The organism is Streptomyces sp. NPDC003691, assembly GCF_053981115.1.
Genome location: NZ_JBSFNQ010000036.1, coordinates 32,944 through 54,943, shown reverse-complemented (window position 1 = coordinate 54,943; position 22,000 = coordinate 32,944). Strand labels below are relative to the sequence as shown.

Sequence of the window (22,000 nt, the reverse complement as noted above, 5' to 3'; positions counted from 1 at the left end):
GAGTCACCGGCGGCCTCCACTGTCACGGTTTCCGCTATCCCGGATCTGCGGGGCGCCGACCGCGTAGCGGGCCAGGGCGGGCCGGGCCAGGATTCCGTCGGCCGTCCGGGTCACCAGCCCGAGGGCCACGAGCCGTTCCACGGCCCACGCGACCGACTCGGACTCGGCCCCGGGCTCCTTGGCCGACTTCGACCAGAAACTCCCGTACTCCACGGCCAGTTCGCGCACCTTGTGCTCCAGTTCCTCCAGGCCGACGCGTCCCTCGCGTGCGGCCAGCTGTCCGGCGAGCAGCAGGGTGATGTGACCGCGGGTGCCCTGTTCCGGCATGCGTACGTCGGTGAGGTCGTCCAGCGGGTCGACCATGGCGATGCCCTCGGCGCGCACCTCGGGGACGAGTCCGGTCATCTGGGTGACGCGTGCGGTGAGGAATCCGCGCTGCCGGGTGAGGTAGGAGAGCTCGTCCTCGGTCAGCTCGTCGTAGTAGAGCACGGGGTCGTCGAGCAGGCGGCGGGTCAGCTTCCAGCGGATCGCCCGGAACCGGAGTTCGTCACTGTCCAGCGCGGCCTCGGCGGTCAGTTCCGTCAGCCGGTCGTCGAGGCTGGTGGCGGTTACCATGGACGGCCCCCGGCGGGTCGCGAGCAGCCCGGCCAGCACTCTGCGCTGCACGTCGTAGAGCACGTCGCCCGCCCCGTTGACGTACGCCTCCTCGTCGCCGGCCACCCGGCGCAGCACTCCGAACCGCAGCAGCAGCCGTACGACGGCCGCCAGGTCGAGGCGTTCGTCCCGGCGCTCCAGGGTGAACGTGATCCCCGCGGCGGCCAGATGAGGGTCGGCGGCGGCCAGCACCACCTGCTCGGCGAGCCTGCCCAGGGCGACCTGTGTCTCGCCGCGTTCGAGCGAGGCCAGGGTGAGGCAGAGCAGCACATAGCGGCGGCGGGTGAAGGGCAGCGCCGCACGGCTCGGCTCGCGGGCCGGGTGGGTGGCGTCGGTGAGGGTCCCCGGGTTCTTGCGCAGCCGGGCGGCCTCCGCGTCCACGCGCAGGGACCAGCCGACGTTACGGTCGAACCACTCGCGCAGCTCCGTCTCGTACCGGCGGACCAGGCGGAACTCGTCCGGATACGGGCCGTCGACGGTCAGCAGTGGTTCCTTCAGCAGCGCGCGGGTCGCCCTCTGGAGGTCGGCGGCGCGCTGGCCTTCCAGTACCTCGCCGAGCTGCTCAGCCATGGCCGTCCTCCCGGTCGTGCCGGTCTTCCGGGTCACGGTCGCCCTGCCGTTCCTCGGCCAGGTCGATGATCTCCACGAGGTGGTCCGGCCCCCGGAACACCCCGACCGGGGTACGGATCTCGGCCCGGCTCCCGTCGTCGAGGGCGGTCAACCGGATCTCCATCGAGCCGTCGCCGCTGGTGGCCACCGTCCGGGTCATACCGGGCCGCCAAGTCGAGAGCGCGTCGCCCAGCAGCCGCAGGAACAGGGCGAAGGCCGTCGGGTCCAGTTCGCCGAGCCGGGACAGCCGGGTCTCGCCGCCGGTGGCGAGGGCCGCGCGGGCCTCGGCCGTCTGCCGGGTCTGCCGCGCGGCGAGTTCGGCCAGTTGCCGTCGAGCCTCGGAACGGTCGGCCACCCGGCGCGGCTTGCCCCGGCGTTCGTAGCTGCCGGTGCGGCGCAACTGCGGGCTGATACGGACCGGTTCGGCCTCCCGCCAAGGGGTGGCGGCGGGCACCGGTCCGTCCGCGCGGGCCGCCAGGGTATCGCCGTCCACGGTCAGGTGCCGCGCGGGATGCAGTCCGAAAGCCACCCGCCACAGACGGTGCCGCGCCTCGTCGTCAGGGGCTTCGGCGAACCATCGGGCCAGCTCCCGGAAGTCCGCCGAACGGTCCGTCCGCCCCGCCCGCCGGTCGTTCAACTGGCGTACGACGGACAGGAGCTGCGGAATCGACCCGAGCGCCCGTCTGCGCAGCAGGCCGGCCTGCGACTCCCTGCCCTCCTCCGACACGAACCACTCGGCGAGCCCGCGCCAGCGGACCCGCCAGCGCCGGTACGCCTCCTCCTCGGCCGCCTCAGCCTCACCGGGAGCCGCGTCGATGGCCTCCCGGGCCGCGGCCAGGCGCAACAGCGGCTCCACACCGCCCTGTTCGGCGAGCGTCCCGATGAGCGAGGCGATCCGGCCGCCCAGCGTGATCAGATCCTGGATGAACCGCTCCAGATACTGGATCAGGCGGTCCTTGTAGGCGAGGAAGGCGTCCACCTCGACGCCGTGCAGGTCGATGGTGCGTTGCAGGGAGCCCATGAAGGCGCGCGCGTTGTCGGCGAGGGCGGTGAAACGCTCCGTGAGCGCCACCAGGGTGAGATGGGTCTTCGCCGGGTCGGGTTCGTCCTGCGCGGCGATGAGGAGCAGGGCGTGCAATTGGCCGACGATGTCGTGCAGCGCCACAGCCTGGAGTTCGCCCCGCCTGCCGAGCGTCGTCTCGTACGTCCCCAGCGCGACCTCGGCGGCCTCCCCGGCCTGGGTGAGCTGGTAGATGAAGCGTTTGCGGTAGAAGTCCTCGGGGGTCGTGACCCGGGCCGTGTCCGGGTCGGCGCGGAGGTTGCCCCAGTCGGCCAGGCTGTCCAGCGCCTTGGTGAGGGCGTCGATGTCCGAGGGCCGCTCGGGCACCGCCAGCGCCGCGTACACGTCCTCCGGCCGCAGATGCACCGCGAAGCGCTCCTTGGCGTCCGTGAACACGCGCATCACACTGCGGTAGAGGGCGGTGTTGGGAACGGTCAGGTGCGCGAAGGGGCCGTAGTCGACACGCGCGGCGCCGTTCGTGCGATCCGCGTGATCGGCGTGTCCTTCGGAATCGGCTGCTGGGGACGTCATGGCGCCTCCATGCTCCTCGCGGCGAGGACGCGGCCACGCCCGAATGGCCAGATCCCACGGGTGGCTATCGGCGAGCTGTCCGGATTACGACCCCTGCACGCGCGTACGCCGGTCATGTCACCGCCCTCGCCCGGGGCCGCGGGGCGGTCGTCCGGGACGCGGCGATCGTCCGGGCCAGTTCCTGGACCCTGGAGGCGAGTTCGGGGTATGGCAGCCTCAGGTCGAGGACGTGCCGGTGCAGCGTGATCGCGCCCCCGGGGACGGGGACACGTATGGGGGTGGCGTCGAGATCGCCCGCCGCGGACACCAGGTGCCCCTCGGTCAGCCCGAAGCAGGTGCAGTACGCGAGCATCTGGTACAGATTCTCGCGTTTGATTCCCTCCTGGTACTTCGCGTCCACGACGATCGCGGGGTGAAGACCGCCGTCGGCTCCGGGAAGCCGGTGCACCAGGTCGGGCAGCAGGATGTGCTCGTTGCCGTCGTCGAGGTGGTGGGTGCGGGGATGGGGCTGACTGCGTCCGCCGATGTGCCGTTCGAGGGCCGCGCCGAGGGCGCTGGCGAGGAAGTCCTCGAAGACCTTCTCCATGTTGAACAACAGTCCGTCCACGCTGACGTGCCGCCCCTCCTCGTATTCGAACGAGGCCCCTCGCAGAACGATCTCCGCGAGCCGCAGCGCCGGAACGTAGTGGGCGTTGAGCCGGTTCGGCGTCCAGACGGCCACGGGGGCGCCGAGCGAAGGCGCGGTGACGCCTTCGAGCCGGGCGTCGAGCCGACGCAGCTTGGCGCGCAGGCCGGGTGGGACGTCCGCCCGGCGGGCGAGGCGGCGGGCGGCGCCGAGCAGGAGCTGGTTCTCGGGGATGTCGGGGGTGTGTTCGTCGTAGGCGATCTCCAGCGGCAGGGCGAGACCGGGGCGTCGACGGAGCTGGGCGGCGGCGCGGAGCCGGCCGCGCAGCATCATCGCGGTGTCCTCACGACTGCTGTAGCCGGAGAGCGGGCCGGTTCGGAGGGCCTGTTCGGCGGCGCGGGTGAAGAGGGTCGCGATCGCGGGGAAGAGCTGGTTCCGCACCGAGGCATCGACGGGGTCCGGCTGCCAGCGCAGTCGTCTGTCCTGGGCGTGGGCCAGCAGGTACAGCAGCCGGTCGATCGTGATCTTCGGGGCGATGCGCAGCATGACGGTCCCGTCGCCCTGGCCGAGTCTGACGGATCCGACGGTTCGTCTGGCCTGGACTTCCCAGCAGGCGCCGCCTTGTCGGTTTCGGACGGGACGGACATCGACGAGTTTCCGGGCCTCCTTCGTGCTGAGGGTGTCGACCTGGGCGTCGGTCAGCGGCCGGGCCTGCCAGCCCGCGCCTTCCCTGACGTCGACGGGCTGGAGGGCACGTCTTCGTGTCGGCCGTCCCGTACCCGCTGGGTGAGTCGGAGACGAGGAGGACGCAAGTGGCGCAGTGAGTGCTCGACTTGACGTGTCCAGCGGGCGACGCGGATCCGGTACGGCCGGGGTCCCGGAAGCGGCCGGAGGAGTCGTGGGCGGCGGCACGCCCGGTCGGACGATCGCCATCTCCGCGCCTCCTGAAGCGGCCTGCGTATCGTCTCCCGCAGCGGTCACTCGGCGGCTCCCGGCACCACCGGGGCACCGCTCAGCGGCGCGGCCCGCACCGCACTGTCCGTGTCACCGGCCTCCCCGGTCAAGCCTGTCTCAGCCCGCAGCACGTCCAGGCCGTACTCGGCCTTCACGTCCACATCGTCGCCCCAGTGGAGCTCCGCAAGAAGCGGGAGGATCTGGTGCTTCCAGACCCGCTCCAGCCCCTTGGGGTGGGTGTACACGGCTGGCCGCATGAAGTAGGAGGGGCCGATCCGGAATTCCCGGTCGTCCAGCCGGACCTGCTCGATACGGGCGTTGAGTGCGTCGAGCAGGACAGCGGCGTCGGGCGGGAGCTGCTTCCGCTCCAGCCACTCCGCCAGGAAGAGGCTGACCGGCTTCCGGGCCGGGTGGAGCTCCATGAAGGAGAAGCGTCGGCGCATGGCCGCGTCCATGAGGGCGATGGAGCGGTCGCTGGTGTTCATCGTGCCGATGATGACGAGATTGGGGGGCAGCCGGAAACGGTGACCCTTGTCCGAGCCGTAGAGCAACTGCACGAACTCCTTGCGGTATTCGAGCAGGAAGTACAGCTCGCCGAAGACCTTGGCGAGATGGCCTCGGTTGATCTCGTCGATGACCAGGACGAACGTCTCGCCCTTGCTCTTCTCGGCGTTCCTGGCGAGTGTTTTGAGAGGGCCCTCTACAAGGTCGAACACGATGCCCGAGCCGGCGTCGGACAGTCCCCGCCCATCGGCCGAACCACCCGGGGAGCGGTCATGCCCTGCACGTGGACCGGCTGCCCCTTTCTTACCCCCTTCCTCCGGGAGGGGAACGGCACGCGGCCGGAAGCCCTCGAAGAAGTCCTCGTAGGAATAGGCCGGGTGGAACTGCACCAACCGGATGTTGGCCTCACGTCCGCCGGTGAGATGGCGGGCCAGAGCGAGGGCTGTGTACGTCTTCCCGGTGCCGGGCGGGCCGTGGAGGATCAACTGGGGCCGGTCACGCAGCAGTTCCACGCACTCCTGGAGCCACTCGGTATCCGGCATGGTCAGCTTGTCGGCCAGCTCCTGTGTGGCGTCCGGGAGTTCGGCGTCGGCGACCGAGCCGGTCGGGGTCCGGTCGGGGTCCTCATCGAGGAAGACTTCGAGGTCCGCGGTGAACTCGGAGATCTCCAGCAGGCCGGCGTTGGGATTGCCCAGGGGGCCGGTGAGGTGCCGGGGCAGGTCGTCGAGGGTGAGTGGCTTTTCGTCGAGGTTCGCCCACTTCACGGGACGTTGCAGTACCGTCCCGTCGCCGGTGGCCGTCTGCGTCACCTTGCCTTCCCCGACCTCGCCGAGGTAGATGCGGTCGCCGTCGGTCGTGATGACGATGTCGTTCGGCCGCATCCGTGAGAGGAACGCCTGGAAGGAGGCGGCGGTCTCACTACGGCGGGCCTGACTCAGATCGAAGTAGTACGTGTCGACGATCTCGCGGATCTCCTCCGGATCCGTCACCTGCCCGAGGGTGGGGATACGCTCCGCGGAGAGGGTGCAGACCTCCTTCTCCCGCCAGAGAGAGCGGATCAGGGGCGCCCCGGCGAGGTCCATGCCACGGATCAGCCAGGCACGGCGCGGCGGTTCGGGCTTCGCGGGTGCGGTGCCTTGCTCGGCCACCAGCTCGCTCAGCTGATCGTTCGACAGCTCTCGGTCGAGCTTCGCCCGCACGGCACGGCCTCCGGAGGCCGTGATGTCGTAGACACGGCTCTCCTCCAGTAGCGTGCGCCACTCGTCGTACTCGTCGTCCGTCAGCTCAAGCTGCTCAGGTACCTCTCCGCCCTGCCCCAGGGCGAGATGCCAGCCGCGCATACGACCCGCCAGGATCCAGGACCGCAACGGCTCCTCTTCCAGGCCGACGGCTTCCGCGAGATGGGCCGTGGAGACCCATTGATTCGAGTCGGGCAGCATCTCCAGCACATCGGCCGCCTGGTTGAAGGCCGCACGCTCGGTACTCCAGTACCCGTACCGCTCGAAGGCGCGCGCCAGGAGAGCGTCCCTGTCCCCCTCGTACGCGGTGAACGCCTGGCGCCCCGGTCCGGTCAGTCGCCACTTCCGGCCCGTCTTGCGGAGCCAGCCCGCCTTCACGAGGTTGATGCTGTCGTACCGCAACTTCGTCCGGGCGTTGGTGGCGAGATCCGGGAACGCCTCGTCCCACTCCGCTTTGAGCGTGGGATCGTCCTCCTGCACCCGCTCCCACACCTCGGCGAACGACAGCCCGTGCCCGGCTGGCATCCGATGCAGGACCTGCATCGCGGCATGAACCGCCCGCGCGCTCAACTCCGTGACGGCACTCATGACATCCCCCTCCCCGTGGGCCACCAGCGATCACCCACGCGGCTCCCCGAACAGATCGACTCCAGCGCGTCCAACATAGCCGCCACCACTGACAACGCACGTCCGGTGTCAATGCCGCCCCGGGAGGAGCGGTGCGCTCCCGGACATCACCGTCGCGGGTCGGCCGGTTTCGGTCACGACTCCTCGGCGGGCACCCGGCAGCGCACCTGCTTCCCGGTCGTCGAGCACGCACATGCCACCCCCGGTGCGAGCAGGTCGACCAGCCCGAGCCCCCGCCCACTCTCCGGCTCCGCGCTGTCGAGCGGAATCGCGCACTGCCGTGGCAGTACGCCGGGGTCCGGGTCGTGCACATTCAGGGCGATCTTCCCGGCGAAGCAAGGGCCGTCCGGGACTCCAAGAACCCCGGCCGCGAACCCCCGCGCTTCACCGCCTCTGAGTGGGCTACCTTCCAGGACGGAATCGTCGCTGGTGTGCTGTGACCGGCATCGGGTCACAGCTCCGCCCCGGCCCTCAGCTCCAGAAGCCCAACTGTCCGTCCGGGTCCTCCCCTTCCGGCGCCCCCGGCTCCGGCGCTTCGGTCTGCGGCGGTTCCTCACCCGCAGCCTCCTCATCCACCTTGACCGGCAGCCTGGTCAGCGGGCTCCTGCCCGGCTCGTGGCGCTGCCCCAGGCCCGGCGCCGGGGTCAGCTCCGGGTGCGCGTACCGCACACCCGACTCGGCCGCCTTCGCCATCGCCCGGTAGATCGCCAGGATCTCCTCCTTGGTCCGCGCGAACAGCTCCGGCTTCTTGTTGCGGAACGCCCGGAAACTGTCCAGCACGAGCGCGACCTCCGCCTCGGACAGCCCGTACAGGTGGAAGTACGCGGCGTCCAGCTCCGCCCGCATGAGGAAGCGGCGCTCGTCGTCCCAGACGAACGGGGGTCCCTCGTCGCCGGAATGGCGGGCGAAGGGGGCCAGGTCGTGGGAGGTGTAGGTGAGTTCGAGCACTCTGGCGCGGATCCAGGTGGCCGGGGGGTCACCTGCGAGCCAGGGCGCGGGGGTGGCGTACTTGTCGGGGCTGAGGACGGGGAGTTGTTCGAGTACGAAGTACGTCAAGGACGCACCCGCATACTTCTGTCGTGCCGCGAAGTCGAGTGCCCGACTGGACAGGTTGGCCAGGAGCAACTCGGGCTTGTCCTTCGCCAACAGCAGTGGGAACTTGTGCCCCACCGCCGTCCTTGGCCCCACCGAAGCAATCACCGTCCGCTCGTCCGACGCCCGGCACACATCACGCCAGCCCATTAGCCAGTCGTACGGCCACTCCGTATCCGGCAGCGACGGGTGCTCAGCCGCCAGACGGGCGTCGACGAGTTCCTCCCGGACCCAGTAGCGGGGTAGCGGGACGGCATATGGGTCGCGGTGGGCGGCGGTGTCGAGGCGAGGCAGGGTGCCTTTGTTGATCTGGGCCTGCGTCGCGTTCTCGTACGTCGCGAAGCGGGCGTCGTAGTGGTGTAGGAACTTGCCCTCATAGAGCGGGAGAGCACGCGCGTCCCCGTTGACGAACGTCGTCCCCGCCCGCGTCCAGCCCTCGTCGTCCAAGAGGTCATCTGTCAGGAACCGCTTCGAGTCGCTGGCCATGTCGAACATCCGCATGAACCGCAACCCCCACTCATTCCGCTCACCCCCCGTCCCCTTCCCCTCCCACAACACCGGCACCCGCTCATGAATCCCCCGCAGCACCGCCAGATGCTCCGGGCTGTCACACACCGGCGAGGTCCGCGTGTTGGGGTTGATCGCCCGGAAACCGTCCGCGTCCAGCTCGAAGGTGCGGGCGTCGAGCTGGTCAGGTCTGCGGGCCCGGAAGGCGAGCCTGGCCCGCTCCTGCCGCCGCCCCGGCCCGGAGACCGTGAACAGGCAGAAGCTGTACCGGTTGGTGACGTCCGGGAACAGCTTCTCCTCGTTCTCCATGTCCAACACCGTCACCAACTCACGCCGCTCCACCAGCTCCCCGAAGAACCGCGCCGTCGTCAAATCCGTCGCGATCCCCGTCGGCAGCACCAGCCCAGACAGCCCCTTCGGCGCCAGCAACGTCCGCGCCCGCTCCGCGAACACCGCGTAGGTGTTCACATCGCCATGCCCGGTCAACGGGAAGATCCCGGACCCCCGGAGCATCAGCGTCGTACCGGCCGCCTCACGCAACGCGATCTGGAACTGCTCGTAGTGCTCACGGTCGACGTGATCCTCACTGGTCTCCAGCCCGGCGATGAGCTTCTTCCGCTCATGGGCGTTCAGGGCGTCGGCAACAGTCTCGTCGCGGGACGCGAACCACTCCTTCTCCTGGATCTTGACACGCTCCCAGGGCGGGTTGCCGAGGACGCAGTCGAAACCGCCCTGCCAGCCGGTGACGGGGTTGTGGTCCTTGTCCTCGTCGTTCTCGACGCGGAAGACGCGCGGGAATTCGAGGTGCCAGTGGAAGAACTGGTTACGCGAGGCGATGTTCCGCAGCGCCTCCTCACCGTCCGGGGGCAGGGCGCCACCCTCGGCGATGTGGACCAGCGTGCTGCTGGTGAGGGCGACCGGCGCGCCCACGTACTTGGGCCAGAGGAAGGCCGCGCACCAGGCGTCCGCGACCCGCTGGTGCCGTCGGCGCTCCTCCGACTCCGCGACGAACTTCTTGTAGCGGCGGGCCTGTTCGCGTACGGCCGCCAGGCTGCCGTCGGGCAGTTCGGCGAGTTCCTCGGCCTCCATGCGTAGCACAGCCGTGCCCATCCGCAGGGGGGTACTGCCGATGGATCCCTGCGTCCCCTGGCCTCCTGCCAGTTCCTTCTTGTTGGCGGACTTCAGCCGGGTGAGAATCTTGCTGTCGTCGCCCGCGAGCTTTTTGAACGCGCCGTCGGGAAGTCCGTCAGCGATCAGCTTCGGGGTTGTGCCGAGCAGGGCGTTGCCCGCCTTGACGCGGTCGTCGAGGTAGGCGAGGGGGCGGCCGGGTTCGAGGGATTCGAGCCAGAGGGAGACCTTGGCGATCTCCACGGCCATGGGGTTGATGTCCACGCCGTGCACGCAGTGGCGTACGACTTCGGCGAGTGCCGTCCGTACCCGCTCGGGTGCCGGTTCGGGGTCGCCGGTGTCGAGTTCCGCGTACCGGTGGGCGATACGGCGGGCGGCGGCGACCAGGACGTGTCCCGAGCCGCAGGCGGGGTCGACGAAGCGCAGGTCCAGGAGACGGCGCGGGTCGCCGGTCGCGAAACGCTCTATCACCGGGTCGAGCGCCTCGTCGAGGAGCTTCTCGATGACGGTGACAGGGGTGTAGTAGGCGCCCGTCGTCTTGCGCTTGTTGCCCGCGAGGGTCTGGACCCAGAAGCGTTCGGGCTGGGCGGTGCGCCGGGGGCGCAGCTCCAGCAGGGACTCGTAGACGCTGCCAAGTTCGTCCGCCCCCAGGTGCCGGTAGTCGACGCGCTGCCAGCGGAGCTGCTTGTCCTGGACCCGGCACAACAGCCGTACGGTCTCCAGGAGCGGTTCGTTGGCGAGGGTGGCCTTCCGCAGGGGCTCGACGGTACCGAGGCGGGTGTTGGTGACGGGGGCGGACTCGTCGGAATCGTCGTCGGCTCGGAAGTACAGGCCGCCCAGTTCGGGCAGGGCGAGGGCGGGGGCGCCGCCGTCCGTGCCCAGGGCGTTCAGGACGCGGCACAGCGCGGGCCACAGGTCGGTGTTGCGGTCACCGGGGCGACGGAAGGCGATGCGGCGCAGACGGCGGGTGGAGAAGTAGTCCCGGTAGCGTTTGCGGGCGTCGCTGACCTGCTGGGAGTCCGTCGGGTCGAGGAGGATGCCCCGGTCCTCGGCGACGAACAGGAAGATCAACTGGTAGACGAGGCGCAGGAGTTCGTGGTGGAACTCCTCAAGCGCCTCCTGGCCGCCCCGCGTGACCGTCTTCCGCAGCTCCTCGTTGCCGGAGAGGAATCCGGTGCCGAGCACACCCAGGGCTTCGGCGACCTGGTCCCGCAGGTGGTCGCGAGCACGCAGGCCGGTCTCTACGGAGTGCGCGCGCAGCCATTCGATACGGCAGTCGGCGGGGGTGAGGGCGGGGGCCTCGGGATCGTCGGTATCCTCACCGAGCTCGGGTTGCGCGGGCGTGTCGGCGACGTCACCGGGCTCTTCTTCGTCGTCCTCCGGCTCGGTCTCGCCCTCCGCCGCACCGTCGTCGGCGGTCTCCCGCGCCGTCTTCTCCTCGGCGTTGCGCGTGCGTCGCCTCTTGCGCGGCTTGGCCACCAGCTCGAAGCGCGTGGCGTGCAGCATGGAGTACAGCAGGACGAAGTCGGCGTACTGGTCGTTGTCGAAGATCGCCTCAAGGTCGAACTCCAGGTACGCCGAGCCGACGAGAGAGGTGGAGTCCCTTACGACACGCAGGAGTTGGCCGTTGGAGAGGATGCCCCACAGGTGGTCCGGGGAGACGTTGAGAAGTTCCTGGAGGACGGACTGCGGGGCACGTCGGTTGCCGACCTTGCGGTCGAGGGTCTTGCCCCAGGCCAGGAGGTGGACCGGGAGATGATCCTGCCAGCGGTGGCTGCTGTGCAGGCGCTCGCCCCTGGTGGGGTGTTCGATGGTGACGCCGTCGGTGTGCAGGGGGCCGTAACCGAGTTCCGTGAACAGGCGCAGCAGCCAAGCCCTGCGGGTCACGGTGGTGGCGGACTTCTCCCCGGGCAGCCGGGCCAGGTCGTCGCGGAAGGCCCGGTAGGCACCCGTGAGCGCGGCCCAGGCCCGCCCGGCCGCCTCGCCGATGCGCTCGCCCCGGTACAGGCCGTAGTCGGCCGGGGCGCAGCCGGGCAGTTCACGGTCGCCTGCGGTCACCCGGGCCAGCAGGTCGGCCGTGAACAGCCGGCCCTCGATCCGTACGGCGGACGTGGTTTGGGGCAGGGGGGCGAGGGCGGAGCGGAAGTCGGTCAGGATGGGGGTCAACGGCGGGCTCCGGCAGGGAGGAAGGCGTAGACACCGAGCTCGTCGGGGGGCCCGGCGGGGGTGACAGTGATGGTGCGGGCAGCAGCAGCGCCGAGTTGACGGCCCCGCTCGCCCGCGGCCTCGCGTACGCGTAGGTGCGCGTCGGTGAGCTGTTGGGCGAGTTGGTCGCCGTACTCGGTGAGATGTGTCCGTACCTCGGGCAGGCGCAGTTCGCCGAGTGCGCGGCGGATGGTGCCGAGCCGGTGTTCGGGGATCACGCTGCCCTGGGGCTCGGCGGTCAGCAGTGCGGCGGTCTCCTCATCGCTGAGCCATTCGATACCGTCGTCGTCGTCGGGGCGCCAGCCCAGGATGCGGGTGTCCTCGGCGACGAGTTCCTTGCGCTTTCCGCTGTTCTTCCGGGGGAGGCTCAGTTTGAGACGGTAGCGGGCCAGGAGGAGGACCGTGTAGATCTCCACGGACGGGGTCCGTACCACGCTCAGGCGGCGGGCGGGCCGCTCGTCGTGCGGTAGAGCCGGGTCGATGGCCGAGTCCAGCACATAGCGGGCGACGGCCCGGACCGCGGGGTCGGTGCGGACGAGTGCGTGCTCGTTCGGCGGCACCGGCAGATCACGGTGGAAGAGCAGCTCACGGGGGGTGGCGGGGGATGCCGTCGTCCGCCGGGTGGATTTCGCCGTACGCGTGCCCTTGACCGCGGTCCGGCGTGCCCTACGCCCCGTGCCAGCCGCAGCGGCGGCCTGGTCCTCCGTCTCGTACACGCCGAGGGCGTGCCGCAGACCGGCGGGCAACGGGCCCGGCTGGGCGGCGAAGCCGTGGGTGTCCGGCAGGTCGCGGACCGGGGCGTGCAGGGCGGCGAGCGACTCCCGGGTGAACTCCGTGATGTCGGCGGGGACTCCGAGGATCTGCCGGAGAGCGGTCAGTTCGTCCTCGACCTCCTGGGGCCGCATGCCGGAGTGGGAGAACTTGGTGGGTACCCTCGACTCCCGCTCGGCGGCGCTGTCCCAGGCGCGGTGGAGGGTGTCACGGGCCACGGCGATCTGCTCGTCCGACCCGAAGTCGAACGACAGCTGGCCGGTGCCGGCGGCCTGCTCGGGACGGCCCCTCAGCAGCAGGCTGTTGGTCAGGGCTTCGAGTACGCCTTCGCCCGCCTTCGGCACGGGCAGGGCGACCCCTGTCTGCTGGGCGATGTCACGGTGCTTGCGGATCAGGACGTCGAGAACCAGGCCGTCGATGCCCGTGTCGGTCTCGTAGAGGGTGACGGCCATCACGCGTTCGCTGCGCTGCCCGAAGCGGTCCACTCGGCCTTCGCGCTGCTCGTGGCGCGTCGGGTTCCAGGAGAGGTCGTAGTGGAGGACAGCGCTGAAGCGCTCCTGGAGGTTGACGCCTTCGGAGAGACAGTCGGTGGCGACCAGGATCTGGCGTCCGGGGCGCGAGGTGAGCTGTGCGATCCGTTCCTCGCGGGCCTCGGGCGGCAGGTCGCCGGTGATGGCCTCGACATGGGCCCGGCCGCCGAGCGCGTCGTGGAGGTGGGTGCGGACGTACTTCGCCGTGGGGATGTAGCGGCAGAACACGATCGGATCGTGGCCGTCGGCGATGAGGGCCTTGACCTCGTCGATCAGTAGTCGCAGTTTCGCGTCGTTCTCCGGTCCGGCCAGGGCGGCGGCGCGGAGCGCGAACTCCTTCAGCTTCGGATCCGGCTTGCGGGGCCGGGGGGCCGTCTCCCCTTCCGTCTCGGGCGCCTCCTCCAGCTCTGGAGTGGCAACCGCCCCCGCCCCGTCGAGCAGTGCTCCCGGCACCGTGTCCAGCCCCTCCGCCGCCTCCGCGTCGGATCCTTCCAGGACGGTGTCACGAGCGATGCGGTCGGCCTCCTCCGGGGTGCGGGCGGCCGCGACGGCGGAACGGGTGGTGAGTGTCGCCTTCCCCGCGTCCGGGGAGGAGAGGACACAGCGCAGCAGCGCGAGCACCGACCACCAGCTCATCCGCTGCCCCAGCTCCCCGCCGGGGCGGCGGACCTGCTCCCGGGCGTACCCGATGACATCCGTGACGAACTGGGCGTACTCGGGGTCGAGACGGTAGGGGACCTCGCGCAGCATGCGGTCGGCAGGGAAGGGGGTGTCCTCATCGAGGAAGTGACGGATGTCGCGGCGGCGCCGCTGCACCAGGTGCCGGGCGATACGGTCCCGGTGCGCCGGAACCGTGGGGTCCAGCAGGGCCAGGGCGGGGTCGAGCAGGCCGGTGAGCTTGGCGAAGGCGTCGCGGTCGCCGCTGTGCGGGGTCGCGGTGATCAGGATCAGATGGCGATCCCGCTTCGCGGACAGTTCCTTCAGCAGGTCGTAACGCTGCTGTCGGCCCGATCCGGCACCGATGCAGGTGTGCGCCTCGTCGACGATGAGAAGGTCCGGGCAGGTGCGCAGGAAGGCGTCGCGGCGCTCCCGTTGTTTGATGAAGTCGGTGGAGACGACGGTGTACGGGTAGCGGTCAAAGATCGTCTGATCATTCTCGATGATCGACCGTTCCAGCTTCTTCGCGGTGGACGGTAGCACCAGTTCGGCATCGAGGCTGAACTTGTCGCGCAGCTCGCGCTGCCATTGCTCGGCCAGTGCCGGGGAGCACAGCACGGCCAGGTTCGTCGCGGAGCCCTGTTCCAGGAGTTCCTTGGCGATCAGCGCGGCCTCGACCGTCTTGCCGATGCCGACGTCGTCACCGATGAGGAGCCGTACGGTGTCCATGCGCAGGGCGGCCATGAGCGGTACGAGCTGGTACTGGCGCGGCTGGACCGCGATCCCGGAGAGGCAGCGGAAGGGGCCGGCGCCGCTGGACGCGGAGATCCGCAAGGCGGTGCGCAGGAGGGAGGCGGAGGCGAAGTCGCCGATGTCCTCGCTGTCGACGAGAACGGAGCGGCCCGTCGCCTCGTCCGTCTCGTAGCGCAGTTCCGGAGCGGTGAAGCGCGGATCCTCAGTCTCCTCCGGGAACAGCAGGGTGTCGAACTCGCTGTCCCCGTCCAGGGAGCGGGCCAGCACGAACTCCGGGGTGCTTTCCGGCAGCACCACCCAGTCCCGGCCCCGGGCATGGACCAGTGCGCCGGGCGCGTAACCGCCGCTCATCGTGGAGTCCGTCCCGGGCCGAAGACGTTGGGGTACGCGCGCACGGTGCTGTGCCACTCCTCTTCGCTGTCGTCACTTATCTCGATCACCAGCCAGCCGCGGTTCCCCAGCCAGGTCCTGGCCTTGGTGTCACGCGACTCGTCGGGGACGCCGTGGCGGGGCAGGTCGAGGAAGACCGCCACGTCTGCGTCGGGTAGACGGTAGACGAAATCGGGCACCGCCCGTGCCGTTCCGAGGCCCTCGCCCGTCTCGTCGGGCAGCCGGTAGCCGTGTTCGGTGAGCCACTCCACGAATCCGCCGCCCTCAGCGTGCGAGGTACGGGAGGCCAGCGCGGCGGCCTGCTCCGCCGGGCTCGCCGCCTGCGGCCGGTCCTTCACCGCCTCGCACTCCGCGAGCTGGATCAGCAGTGCGACGGCCGTCTGGCGGCGGATCATGGGGTGGAAGGGCTGGTTGTGGTAGGTGAGCAGACAATCGTAGCAGCCGAACTCACATACTTCGTGCGCTCCCTTGGCGTGCCCCCGGTCTCTCCACTCCCCGTCCACCTTCTCGTAGTGGATGATCTCCAGGGCCTTGGCGGCCACCTTGGCGATCACGTCCTCATCGTCGTGCAGCAGCCGCAGCACACCGGCGCCGCCTTCCGCGCCCTCGACGAACAGCATGCGCGCCCGGTACTCCGGATCGGGGAGGTCCTCGCTCTGCAGTTCGGCGTCCTCCAGCTGGAAGTGCGCCTCGATACCCCGCTCCAGGGCGTAGCGGAGGGTCGCGGCCGTGTAGGGGTCGACCGGGACGGCAAGCCGCAGGACGGCGATGTTCTTGGTGTCGTCGGCGTACGGAACCACCTTCTCCGTCCGCGTCGTGCGCCGGAAGGTACCGAGCGCCTCCTGCTCGGCCGAGGTCTCGGCGCGCTCGGCGACCTTGCTGTCGCTGAGCCAGCGTCCGGTCACAGGGTCGAGCCAGAAGCCCTCGTCGCCCCGGGTACGGCGTCCGCGCCGGCCCAAGTTGATGACGTAGACGGCGGCGTCTCCGTAGGCGATCTCGGCCACTTCCGAGCCGCCGTTCTCCGGCCGGAAACGGGCGGTGAGCTTCCCGTGGTGGAAGCGGTAGGCGGTCTTCAGGTCGAAGGGCTCCCTGAGGCGCTCCTCCTCGTCGGAGGAGATACGGCGCCGGGGCTCGGCGTACACGGTGGTCAGCTGCATCAGTCTGCGCAGAACGGGCACGAGCCGGGCCCGGCAGTGCAGGCAGTCCTCCCGCTTCTCCCGGTTGTCGTGCCAGTAGCCGCACTCACCGCACACCTTGGCGTCGACCGTGGCGATGCTCCCCGGGGTCTCGCCCATGGGCACCTGCACGTTGGAGACGGTGTAGCGGCGGCCCTCGTGGTAGATGAGCGCGCCGGGACCGAATTCGCCGATGGCGATGAACCGCGGCCGTTGGATGTAGGCGCCGTGCTTCTGGCCGTACCTGCTCTCGCCGGGTTCTCCGGGGACGTACGCGGCCAGCGGAAGCCTCGGGAACGAGTACCCGGGCAGGAAGCCCTCGGAGGCGAAGTAGCGGTACGAGTAGAAGTCGGAGCGCACTCCGTCCGTGGCGTCCGTGTCGTTGCACAGCAGGTCCAGCTGCTGCTCCGCCTGGATACGGCGGGCCCGGGCGCGTCGGCGCTCCTGCAGCGTGACGGAGGAGTCGTTGGCGCGGCGGTCCTGTTCGTCCCGCTCGTCGTGGGCGTTGCGGTAGAGGCGGCGCCAGCGGTCGCATGCCTCGTCGAAGACGCGCAGGGCTCCTCGAACCTGGTCCTCGATCCACCCCTCGTACCACCAGGAGGTGGCGGCCAGGTCATCGCGCAGTGGGGCCAGGATCCGGGTGCAGCGGGTGATGGCGTTGCGCCGGTGTGCGTCACGCTCCAGCCCCTGCCGGAGTTTGCCCGCGAGGGGCAGCGGCAACGGACCGCCGGGCTCCCGGGGCGGGGCGGCGACATCCAGGATGTCGGTCATCCGGTGCCCCAGACCCGCCCCGGTCTCGGCCAGCCACACCGCGTGGATGTGGGAGCGCAGGAGGTCCTCGTTGGTCAGGTCGATACGCGGCGGCACGACACTGCCCGACACCATGAGCTGGGGACGCCGGAAGTAGTACTGGTCGTGGGCGCTGCCCGTGGAACAGTACGTGGTCACCAGTGCGGGTTGGCCCGAGCGTCCGGCCCGGCCCGAGCGCTGGGCGTAGTTGGCCGGGGTCGGCGGGACGTTGCGCATGGTGACGGCGTTGAGTTCGGCGATGTCGACGCCGAGTTCCATCGTCGGTGAGCAGAAGAGCAGCGGGAGGTCTCCGCTGCGGAACCCCTTCTCTCGCGCGATTCTGAGGTCCGTCTCGACCTGTGCCGTGTGTTCCCGGGCCTCAAGGTCGCGCAGTTCCCCGGCGGCATCGCGGTACAGATCGCGGAAGAAACGGTTGACCCGGCCGCCGGCACCGGGGTCGAAGGTCTTGCGCACCGGGTCCGGTTCCGCCGTCTCGCCGTCCCCGGGCAGCCAGATCAGGGAGGAGACCTTGAGCTGGTAGCCCAGGGCGCCGTCCGGTCGTTCTTCGACGATCTTGAGCAGTCCGGCCGTGTGCAGTACGCGCAGCAGGTCGCAGATGACCGCGTTGGCATCCGCCTCAGCCATCTTGCCGCCGGCGAGCTGCGGAAGCGCCGCGAACGCGTCGGGTCTGCGCAGATAACGCCCGTATCCGCCGCGGGCACTGAAGTGAACGGTCTCCGCGGAAGAGGAACGCTTCGGCCGTGGTCCGGCGTAGGCGACCCGGGCCGGGCTGCGCGGGTCGGCCTCCGGTACCGCCCAGAGACCCACCAGATGTTCCTTGCTCTGGGCGACGAGCTGTTCGTGCCCCAGCTTGGTCAGGCGCGTCTCGTTAACTGCGAGGGCCCGCCGGAGTTCGTCGAGCAGGGTCCGGGCGAGTTCCTCCCGGTGCGCAGGTTCGTCGTTTTCCAGCGCCCAGTGCGTGCCCTGCCACAGTTCGGTATCGGCGGCGACGTCGGACAGCGAGGTGTAGTCGAACCGGAGCAGGCCGGTCTGGGACAGGTTCGGCATGGTCAGCCGCCAACCGCGTTCCAGGTCGGCGTAGACGCGGTAGGTGAGTGCCGCGCGTAGGGCGGCCTTGGTGTCCTCCAGCTGCCCGTACTTCACTCCGGCGCCGCCTTGGGCATAAGCGGAGAGCGGCAGGTCCAGTGCCTCGGCCACGGCTTGCGGCAGCATGTCGTGACGCAGGCCGGTCTCTCCCGCCTTCTCCAGCGCCCGGTACAGGGCTCCCCTGATCTGGGTGACCTGGACGAAGTCGTTGAAATGGCCTGCCTGGAGGCTGGCGTCCTGCCGGTTGTCGACAAACGTCAGCAACTTCTGGGCCCGCTTCTTCAGCTCAGGCTGGCCGCGCAGCGACCGCACCACGCTGGAGGCGACGAGGGACACGGCGGAGCTGCGCCCCTCGGCGGAGAAGGTGGCGAGCTTGGCGAAGTCCCGGACGCGCAGTTGCTCGTATCCGACTCGGCAGCGCGGGCAGAAGCGGAAGGGGGCGCGGATCCACCAGGCCTGCAGGCCCGTTCCGGGTGTCGTCGGCCGTCCCTGCGGGGAGAGCCAGACTTCGACCGGGAGGTCGTCCTTGCGGGCCTTCACGACGGCGCGCTGGCCCTTGTCGTCGGTCTCGATCCAGCTGGCGGGAAGGCGGTCGAGTACTTCTTCGGGATCGCTGGGCCAGGGCCTTTCCTCGTCCACGAAGAGGTATCCGTCGCCCGCCTCCGCCGGGGCCTCGGGGTCCTTGCGCGCGAAGTAGCGTTCCTGGCGGCTGTCGTAGGTAACGGCCGGGTAGTCGTGGCCGCATTCGCGGCAGAAGTGCAGGGGTACCAGCGGCTGGTCCTGATGGCCGGGTACCCGGAGCTGGTACTGGCTGGTGAGGTGGCGAGGGGCCGAGACCGGTTCGAGGCTGGCGTAGACCGTGTCGCCCTTGGAGAGGAACTGGTGGAGGCGGAAGGCGAAGAGAGGACGCGTCGTACCAGGAACCTTGGTCCGGGCCCCTGCTTCGAGCATCGTCCGGATCGCCGCCCCGCAGTCGTCCACTGAAGGAGGTTCCGCACCGCAAGCCGCACGCAGTTGCCGTGCGGCCTCCGGGATCTGGATGGGAGCACGCCGACGCAGGCGACGGTTGGTCGCGGTGTCAGAACCGGGTTCCGGTTCCAGGCCGAAGGCGTCCTCGACCCAGACGGCGAACGGGTCGGACTTGAGCTCTTGGTACGTCGTCGGCAGCGCGTCCGGCCCGGAGAGTGCCCTGCGTACGGCTGCGAGCAGAGCGGCCCGGTGCTCCTCGGGCGGAAGCGGACGGCCCGGGTCCGTCGCCCGCTCGAGCGTCTCGCCGATCACGTTGTCCGGTTCGACCGTAGTGCCGAACAGCCGGGTCGCGACGTCGGCGACCTCCTCACGTGCCTTCTCGAAGGTCTCCGCAGTGGCCATGGTCGCCGAGGTGCCGATGCACCGCATGTCCGGGGCCTCGCAGGCATCCCGGAGCCGACGCACCAGAACACCCACGTCGGCACCCTGACGGCCACGGTAGGTGTGGAGTTCGTCCAGGACCAGGAAACGCAGCCCCTTCGCCGCCGCGATGAGTTCCTTGCGTTCGTCGGGGCGGGTGAGCAGGTACTCCAGCATCATGTAGTTGGTCAGCAGGATGTCCGGCTTGCTCGCCAGCACCGACTTCTTGTCCTTGAGCTTCTCCTGCCCCGTGTAGCGGGCGAAGGTGACCTTGCGGTCCGCGTCCGGCACACCGTCCTCAAGGTAGCGTTTGAGCTCCTCCATCTGGCTGTTCGCCAGCGCGTTCATGGGATAGACGATGATCGCGGAAATAGTGCCTGGCCGCGGATTTTTGAGGACCTCGTTCACGATGGGCAGCAGGTAGGACAGGCTCTTGCCGGACCCTGTTCCCGTCGTGAGCACATAGGAACTGTTGGACGCCGCGATCTCGACGGCCTGTTTCTGGTGGTAGTGGAGGGTGAGGGTGACGTTCTTGCGGCCGTCCACGTCCTCCACCGCTTGCTTGTCCCGGAAGTACTGGGCGCACCGCGAGGCCAGCACCGGAGGCTCGCCGTCCCGCGGCTCGGTGAGTTCCGCCACCGTGCCGCCCTTGCGGAACATCGGATTGAGCGAGATCCAGGGGGAGGGCCAGCGGGTCTTGCGGTCGCGCTCCTCTTTGAGGTGGGCACGGATGGCGGGATCGCGTACCCAGACCAGCGAACGCGTGAACTCGTCGTAGTCCTCGATGAGCTGTTCATGCGCCCTGAACACGTCCACGGTGCCCCGCCCCCTTGTCATGCCATGCGTGGAGACCCGCGCCCGCGTTGCCGAACCACTTCGTGACGGCCTCCAGCCGATCAACCCATCTACCCTAACCATGCTGTCGCCCAGGCAGCGGCCAGAGCGGGGAGAAACGGAGGATTCGGGGCTGATGGTGCGCGCCGACGACTCCTCTTGCAAGCGACGTGATCAACTAGGTCGCCACGCCGAAGTGTGGAGCACCGCGGTACGCGAGCTCACCGGCGTCCGGGATACCGGCATCGCTGTCCCCGCCGACGACACCAGCAACACCTACGGTGCATCCCTGTGGAACACTGACCGGGAATCGCACCAAGAGACAGCAAAGTGAGACCTCCTGCGGAGTGCGCCCACCCCGGCGCCAGCTGCAGGAACAACTGCCTGACACCCCATCAGAACGAGCGTCAAATGAGCGTCTCGAGCGTCATTTCAGCGTCAAGATATCGCCCGTAACGCCCACACCGCACACACGCGAAATCGCAGGTCAGGAGCCCTTTGCCGTCGGTTCAAGGATCGCCACGCACTCCACATGGTGCGTCATCGGGAAGAGGTCGAACGCCCGCAGCGTCCGGGTCCGGTAGCCCACCTCGCGGAAGTAGGCCAGGTCGCGCGCGAGGGCCGCCGGGTCGCAGGCGACGTAGGCGATACGGCGGGGGGCGAGGGACGCCAGCCGGCGGACCGTCTGCTTGCCCGCGCCCGCGCGCGGCGGGTCGAGGACGATCAGGTCCGTCTCGGTGATGCCGGTACGGGGGAGGACCCGGTCCACGCGGCCGTGCTCGACCCGGACCCGGGGCAGGTCGTCCAGGTTGTGGCGGGCGTCCTCGACGGCGCGCTTGGAGGACTCGATGCCCAGCACCGCGCCCTGGTCGCCGACGCGTTCGGCGATGGCGCCCGCGAAGAGGCCGACGCCGCAGTAGAGGTCGAGCGCGGTCTCGCCCTTACGGGGCATCAGACCCTGCATGACCGCCTTCACCAGGGTGTCCGCGGCCTGCGGGTGGACCTGCCAGAAGCCGCCGTTGCCGACGCGGTAGGTCCGGCCGTCGGCACGCTCGCGGACGAACGCGCGGCCGTGGACCCGGTGGACGGCGCCGTCGCGCTCGTCGACACGGAGTACGGAGACCGGGCGGTCCAGCTCCACCAGCGGCAGCCGGCCGCCGGGGCGCGGGGTGAGGACCACCTGCCGGTCGTGGGAGCCGGTGGCGGAGATCGCCTCCACCGAGGCCATCCCCGGCCACTCGCGCTTCTCCACGCCCAGCTCGCTGACCCCGGGCGCGGCGATCAGGCAGTGGTCGATCCGCTCGATGTCGTGGGAGCGGTGGCGGCGCAGCCCCGCATGGCCCTCGGCGTCGACCGCGTACTGGACCCGGGTGCGCCAGGCGGGGACCTGGCCGGGCGGCAGCTTGTCGCCCTCCACGGGCACCACCGTGCCGTCCCAGCCCGCTTCCTCCGGCGTCAGACCCGCGAGCCGCAACAGCTGCTCGGCGATCACCTCGCCCTTGAAACGCCGCTGCGCACCCGGCTTCACATGCTGCCAGTCGCAGCCGCCGCACCTGCCGGGGCCGGAGAACGGGCACGGTGCCTCGACCCGGTCCTTGGCGGCATCCAGGATGCGTACCGCGTCCGCACGCAGGAAACGCGACTCCTCGTCACCCTCCGTGACCTTGGCGATCACCTTCTCGCCGGGCAGGGAGTGCCGGACGAAGAGCACCCGGCCCTCGTCCGTACGGGCGATGCAGTGGCCGCCGTGGGCGACGGGACCGACCTCGACCTCGTACTCCGTGCCCACCAGGGAGGCGGGGGAGACGGACGGGGCGTCGGACGTGTCGTGCGGCATGCGGTCGGCTCCAGGGGTTTACGCGCTTCACTGC

The 22,000-nt window shown here is 69.9% G+C and carries 10 protein-coding genes; 1 reads left to right on the top strand and 9 read right to left on the bottom strand.

Translation table 11 applies throughout. The annotated features are described in order from the left end of the window. Positions 1-3: 3 nt before the first annotated feature. The 5 genes from ACWDR0_RS18620 to ACWDR0_RS18600 all read right to left on the bottom strand — a co-directional run bounded on the left by ACWDR0_RS18620 (position 4) and on the right by ACWDR0_RS18600 (position 7,113). Entirely contained in the window at positions 4-1,224 is a 1,221-nt protein-coding gene (locus ACWDR0_RS18620) for a TIGR02678 family protein (RefSeq protein WP_456352770.1), read from the bottom strand. Further along, positions 1,217-2,854, bottom strand: a complete 1,638-nt coding sequence (locus tag ACWDR0_RS18615; RefSeq protein ID WP_456352769.1) for a TIGR02677 family protein — start codon at positions 2,852-2,854, stop codon at positions 1,217-1,219. Before ACWDR0_RS18615 ends, ACWDR0_RS18620 begins: the two co-directional genes overlap by 8 nt. Positions 2,855-2,966: 112 nt before the next feature. Next, positions 2,967-4,412 (bottom strand): McrC family protein, encoded by a 1,446-nt coding sequence (locus tag ACWDR0_RS18610; protein WP_456352768.1) that lies wholly within the window; start codon positions 4,410-4,412, stop codon positions 2,967-2,969. 44 nt (positions 4,413-4,456) lie between these two features. Further along, positions 4,457-6,763, bottom strand: coding sequence for an McrB family protein (locus ACWDR0_RS18605; protein WP_456352767.1), 2,307 nt, complete (start codon positions 6,761-6,763; stop codon positions 4,457-4,459). Positions 6,764-6,936: 173 nt separating this feature from the next. Next, positions 6,937-7,113 (bottom strand): hypothetical protein, encoded by a 177-nt coding sequence (locus ACWDR0_RS18600; RefSeq protein WP_456352766.1) that lies wholly within the window; start codon positions 7,111-7,113, stop codon positions 6,937-6,939. On the opposite strand from ACWDR0_RS18600, the gene ACWDR0_RS18595 reads away from it, so the two are divergent. After that, entirely contained in the window at positions 7,108-7,242 is a 135-nt protein-coding gene (locus tag ACWDR0_RS18595; RefSeq protein WP_456352765.1) for a DUF397 domain-containing protein, read from the top strand. The genes ACWDR0_RS18600 and ACWDR0_RS18595 overlap by 6 nt on opposite strands. A gap of 31 nt (positions 7,243-7,273) precedes the next feature. Here ACWDR0_RS18595 and ACWDR0_RS18590 read toward each other — a convergent pair whose 3' ends face one another. The 4 genes from ACWDR0_RS18590 to ACWDR0_RS18575 form a co-directional block, all read right to left on the bottom strand. After that, positions 7,274-11,695, bottom strand: a complete 4,422-nt coding sequence (locus tag ACWDR0_RS18590) for an Eco57I restriction-modification methylase domain-containing protein (protein ID WP_456352764.1) — start codon at positions 11,693-11,695, stop codon at positions 7,274-7,276. Further along, entirely contained in the window at positions 11,692-14,796 is a 3,105-nt protein-coding gene (locus tag ACWDR0_RS18585) for a helicase-related protein (protein WP_456352763.1), read from the bottom strand. Before ACWDR0_RS18585 ends, ACWDR0_RS18590 begins: the two co-directional genes overlap by 4 nt. Beyond that, positions 14,793-20,111, bottom strand: coding sequence for a DEAD/DEAH box helicase (locus tag ACWDR0_RS18580; RefSeq protein WP_456352762.1), 5,319 nt, complete (start codon positions 20,109-20,111; stop codon positions 14,793-14,795). The genes ACWDR0_RS18585 and ACWDR0_RS18580 overlap by 4 nt, the downstream gene beginning before the upstream one ends. A gap of 505 nt (positions 20,112-20,616) precedes the next feature. Continuing rightward, entirely contained in the window at positions 20,617-21,966 is a 1,350-nt protein-coding gene (locus ACWDR0_RS18575) for a class I SAM-dependent RNA methyltransferase (RefSeq protein ID WP_456352761.1), read from the bottom strand. Positions 21,967-22,000 lie beyond the last annotated feature (34 nt).

What these genes read in the sequence shown, in the direction of transcription:
- ACWDR0_RS18620 (WP_456352770.1), bottom strand. Translation starts at nt 1,224, where the DNA reads ATGGCTGAGCAGCTCGGCGAGGTACTGGAAGGCCAGCGCGCCGCCGAC.
- ACWDR0_RS18615 (WP_456352769.1), bottom strand. Translation starts at nt 2,854, where the DNA reads ATGACGTCCCCAGCAGCCGATTCCGAAGGACACGCCGATCACGCGGAT.
- ACWDR0_RS18610 (WP_456352768.1), bottom strand. Translation starts at nt 4,412, where the DNA reads ATGGCGATCGTCCGACCGGGCGTGCCGCCGCCCACGACTCCTCCGGCC.
- ACWDR0_RS18605 (WP_456352767.1), bottom strand. Translation starts at nt 6,763, where the DNA reads ATGAGTGCCGTCACGGAGTTGAGCGCGCGGGCGGTTCATGCCGCGATG.
- ACWDR0_RS18585 (WP_456352763.1), bottom strand. Translation starts at nt 14,796, where the DNA reads ATGAGCGGCGGTTACGCGCCCGGCGCACTGGTCCATGCCCGGGGCCGG.
- ACWDR0_RS18575 (WP_456352761.1), bottom strand. Translation starts at nt 21,966, where the DNA reads ATGCCGCACGACACGTCCGACGCCCCGTCCGTCTCCCCCGCCTCCCTG.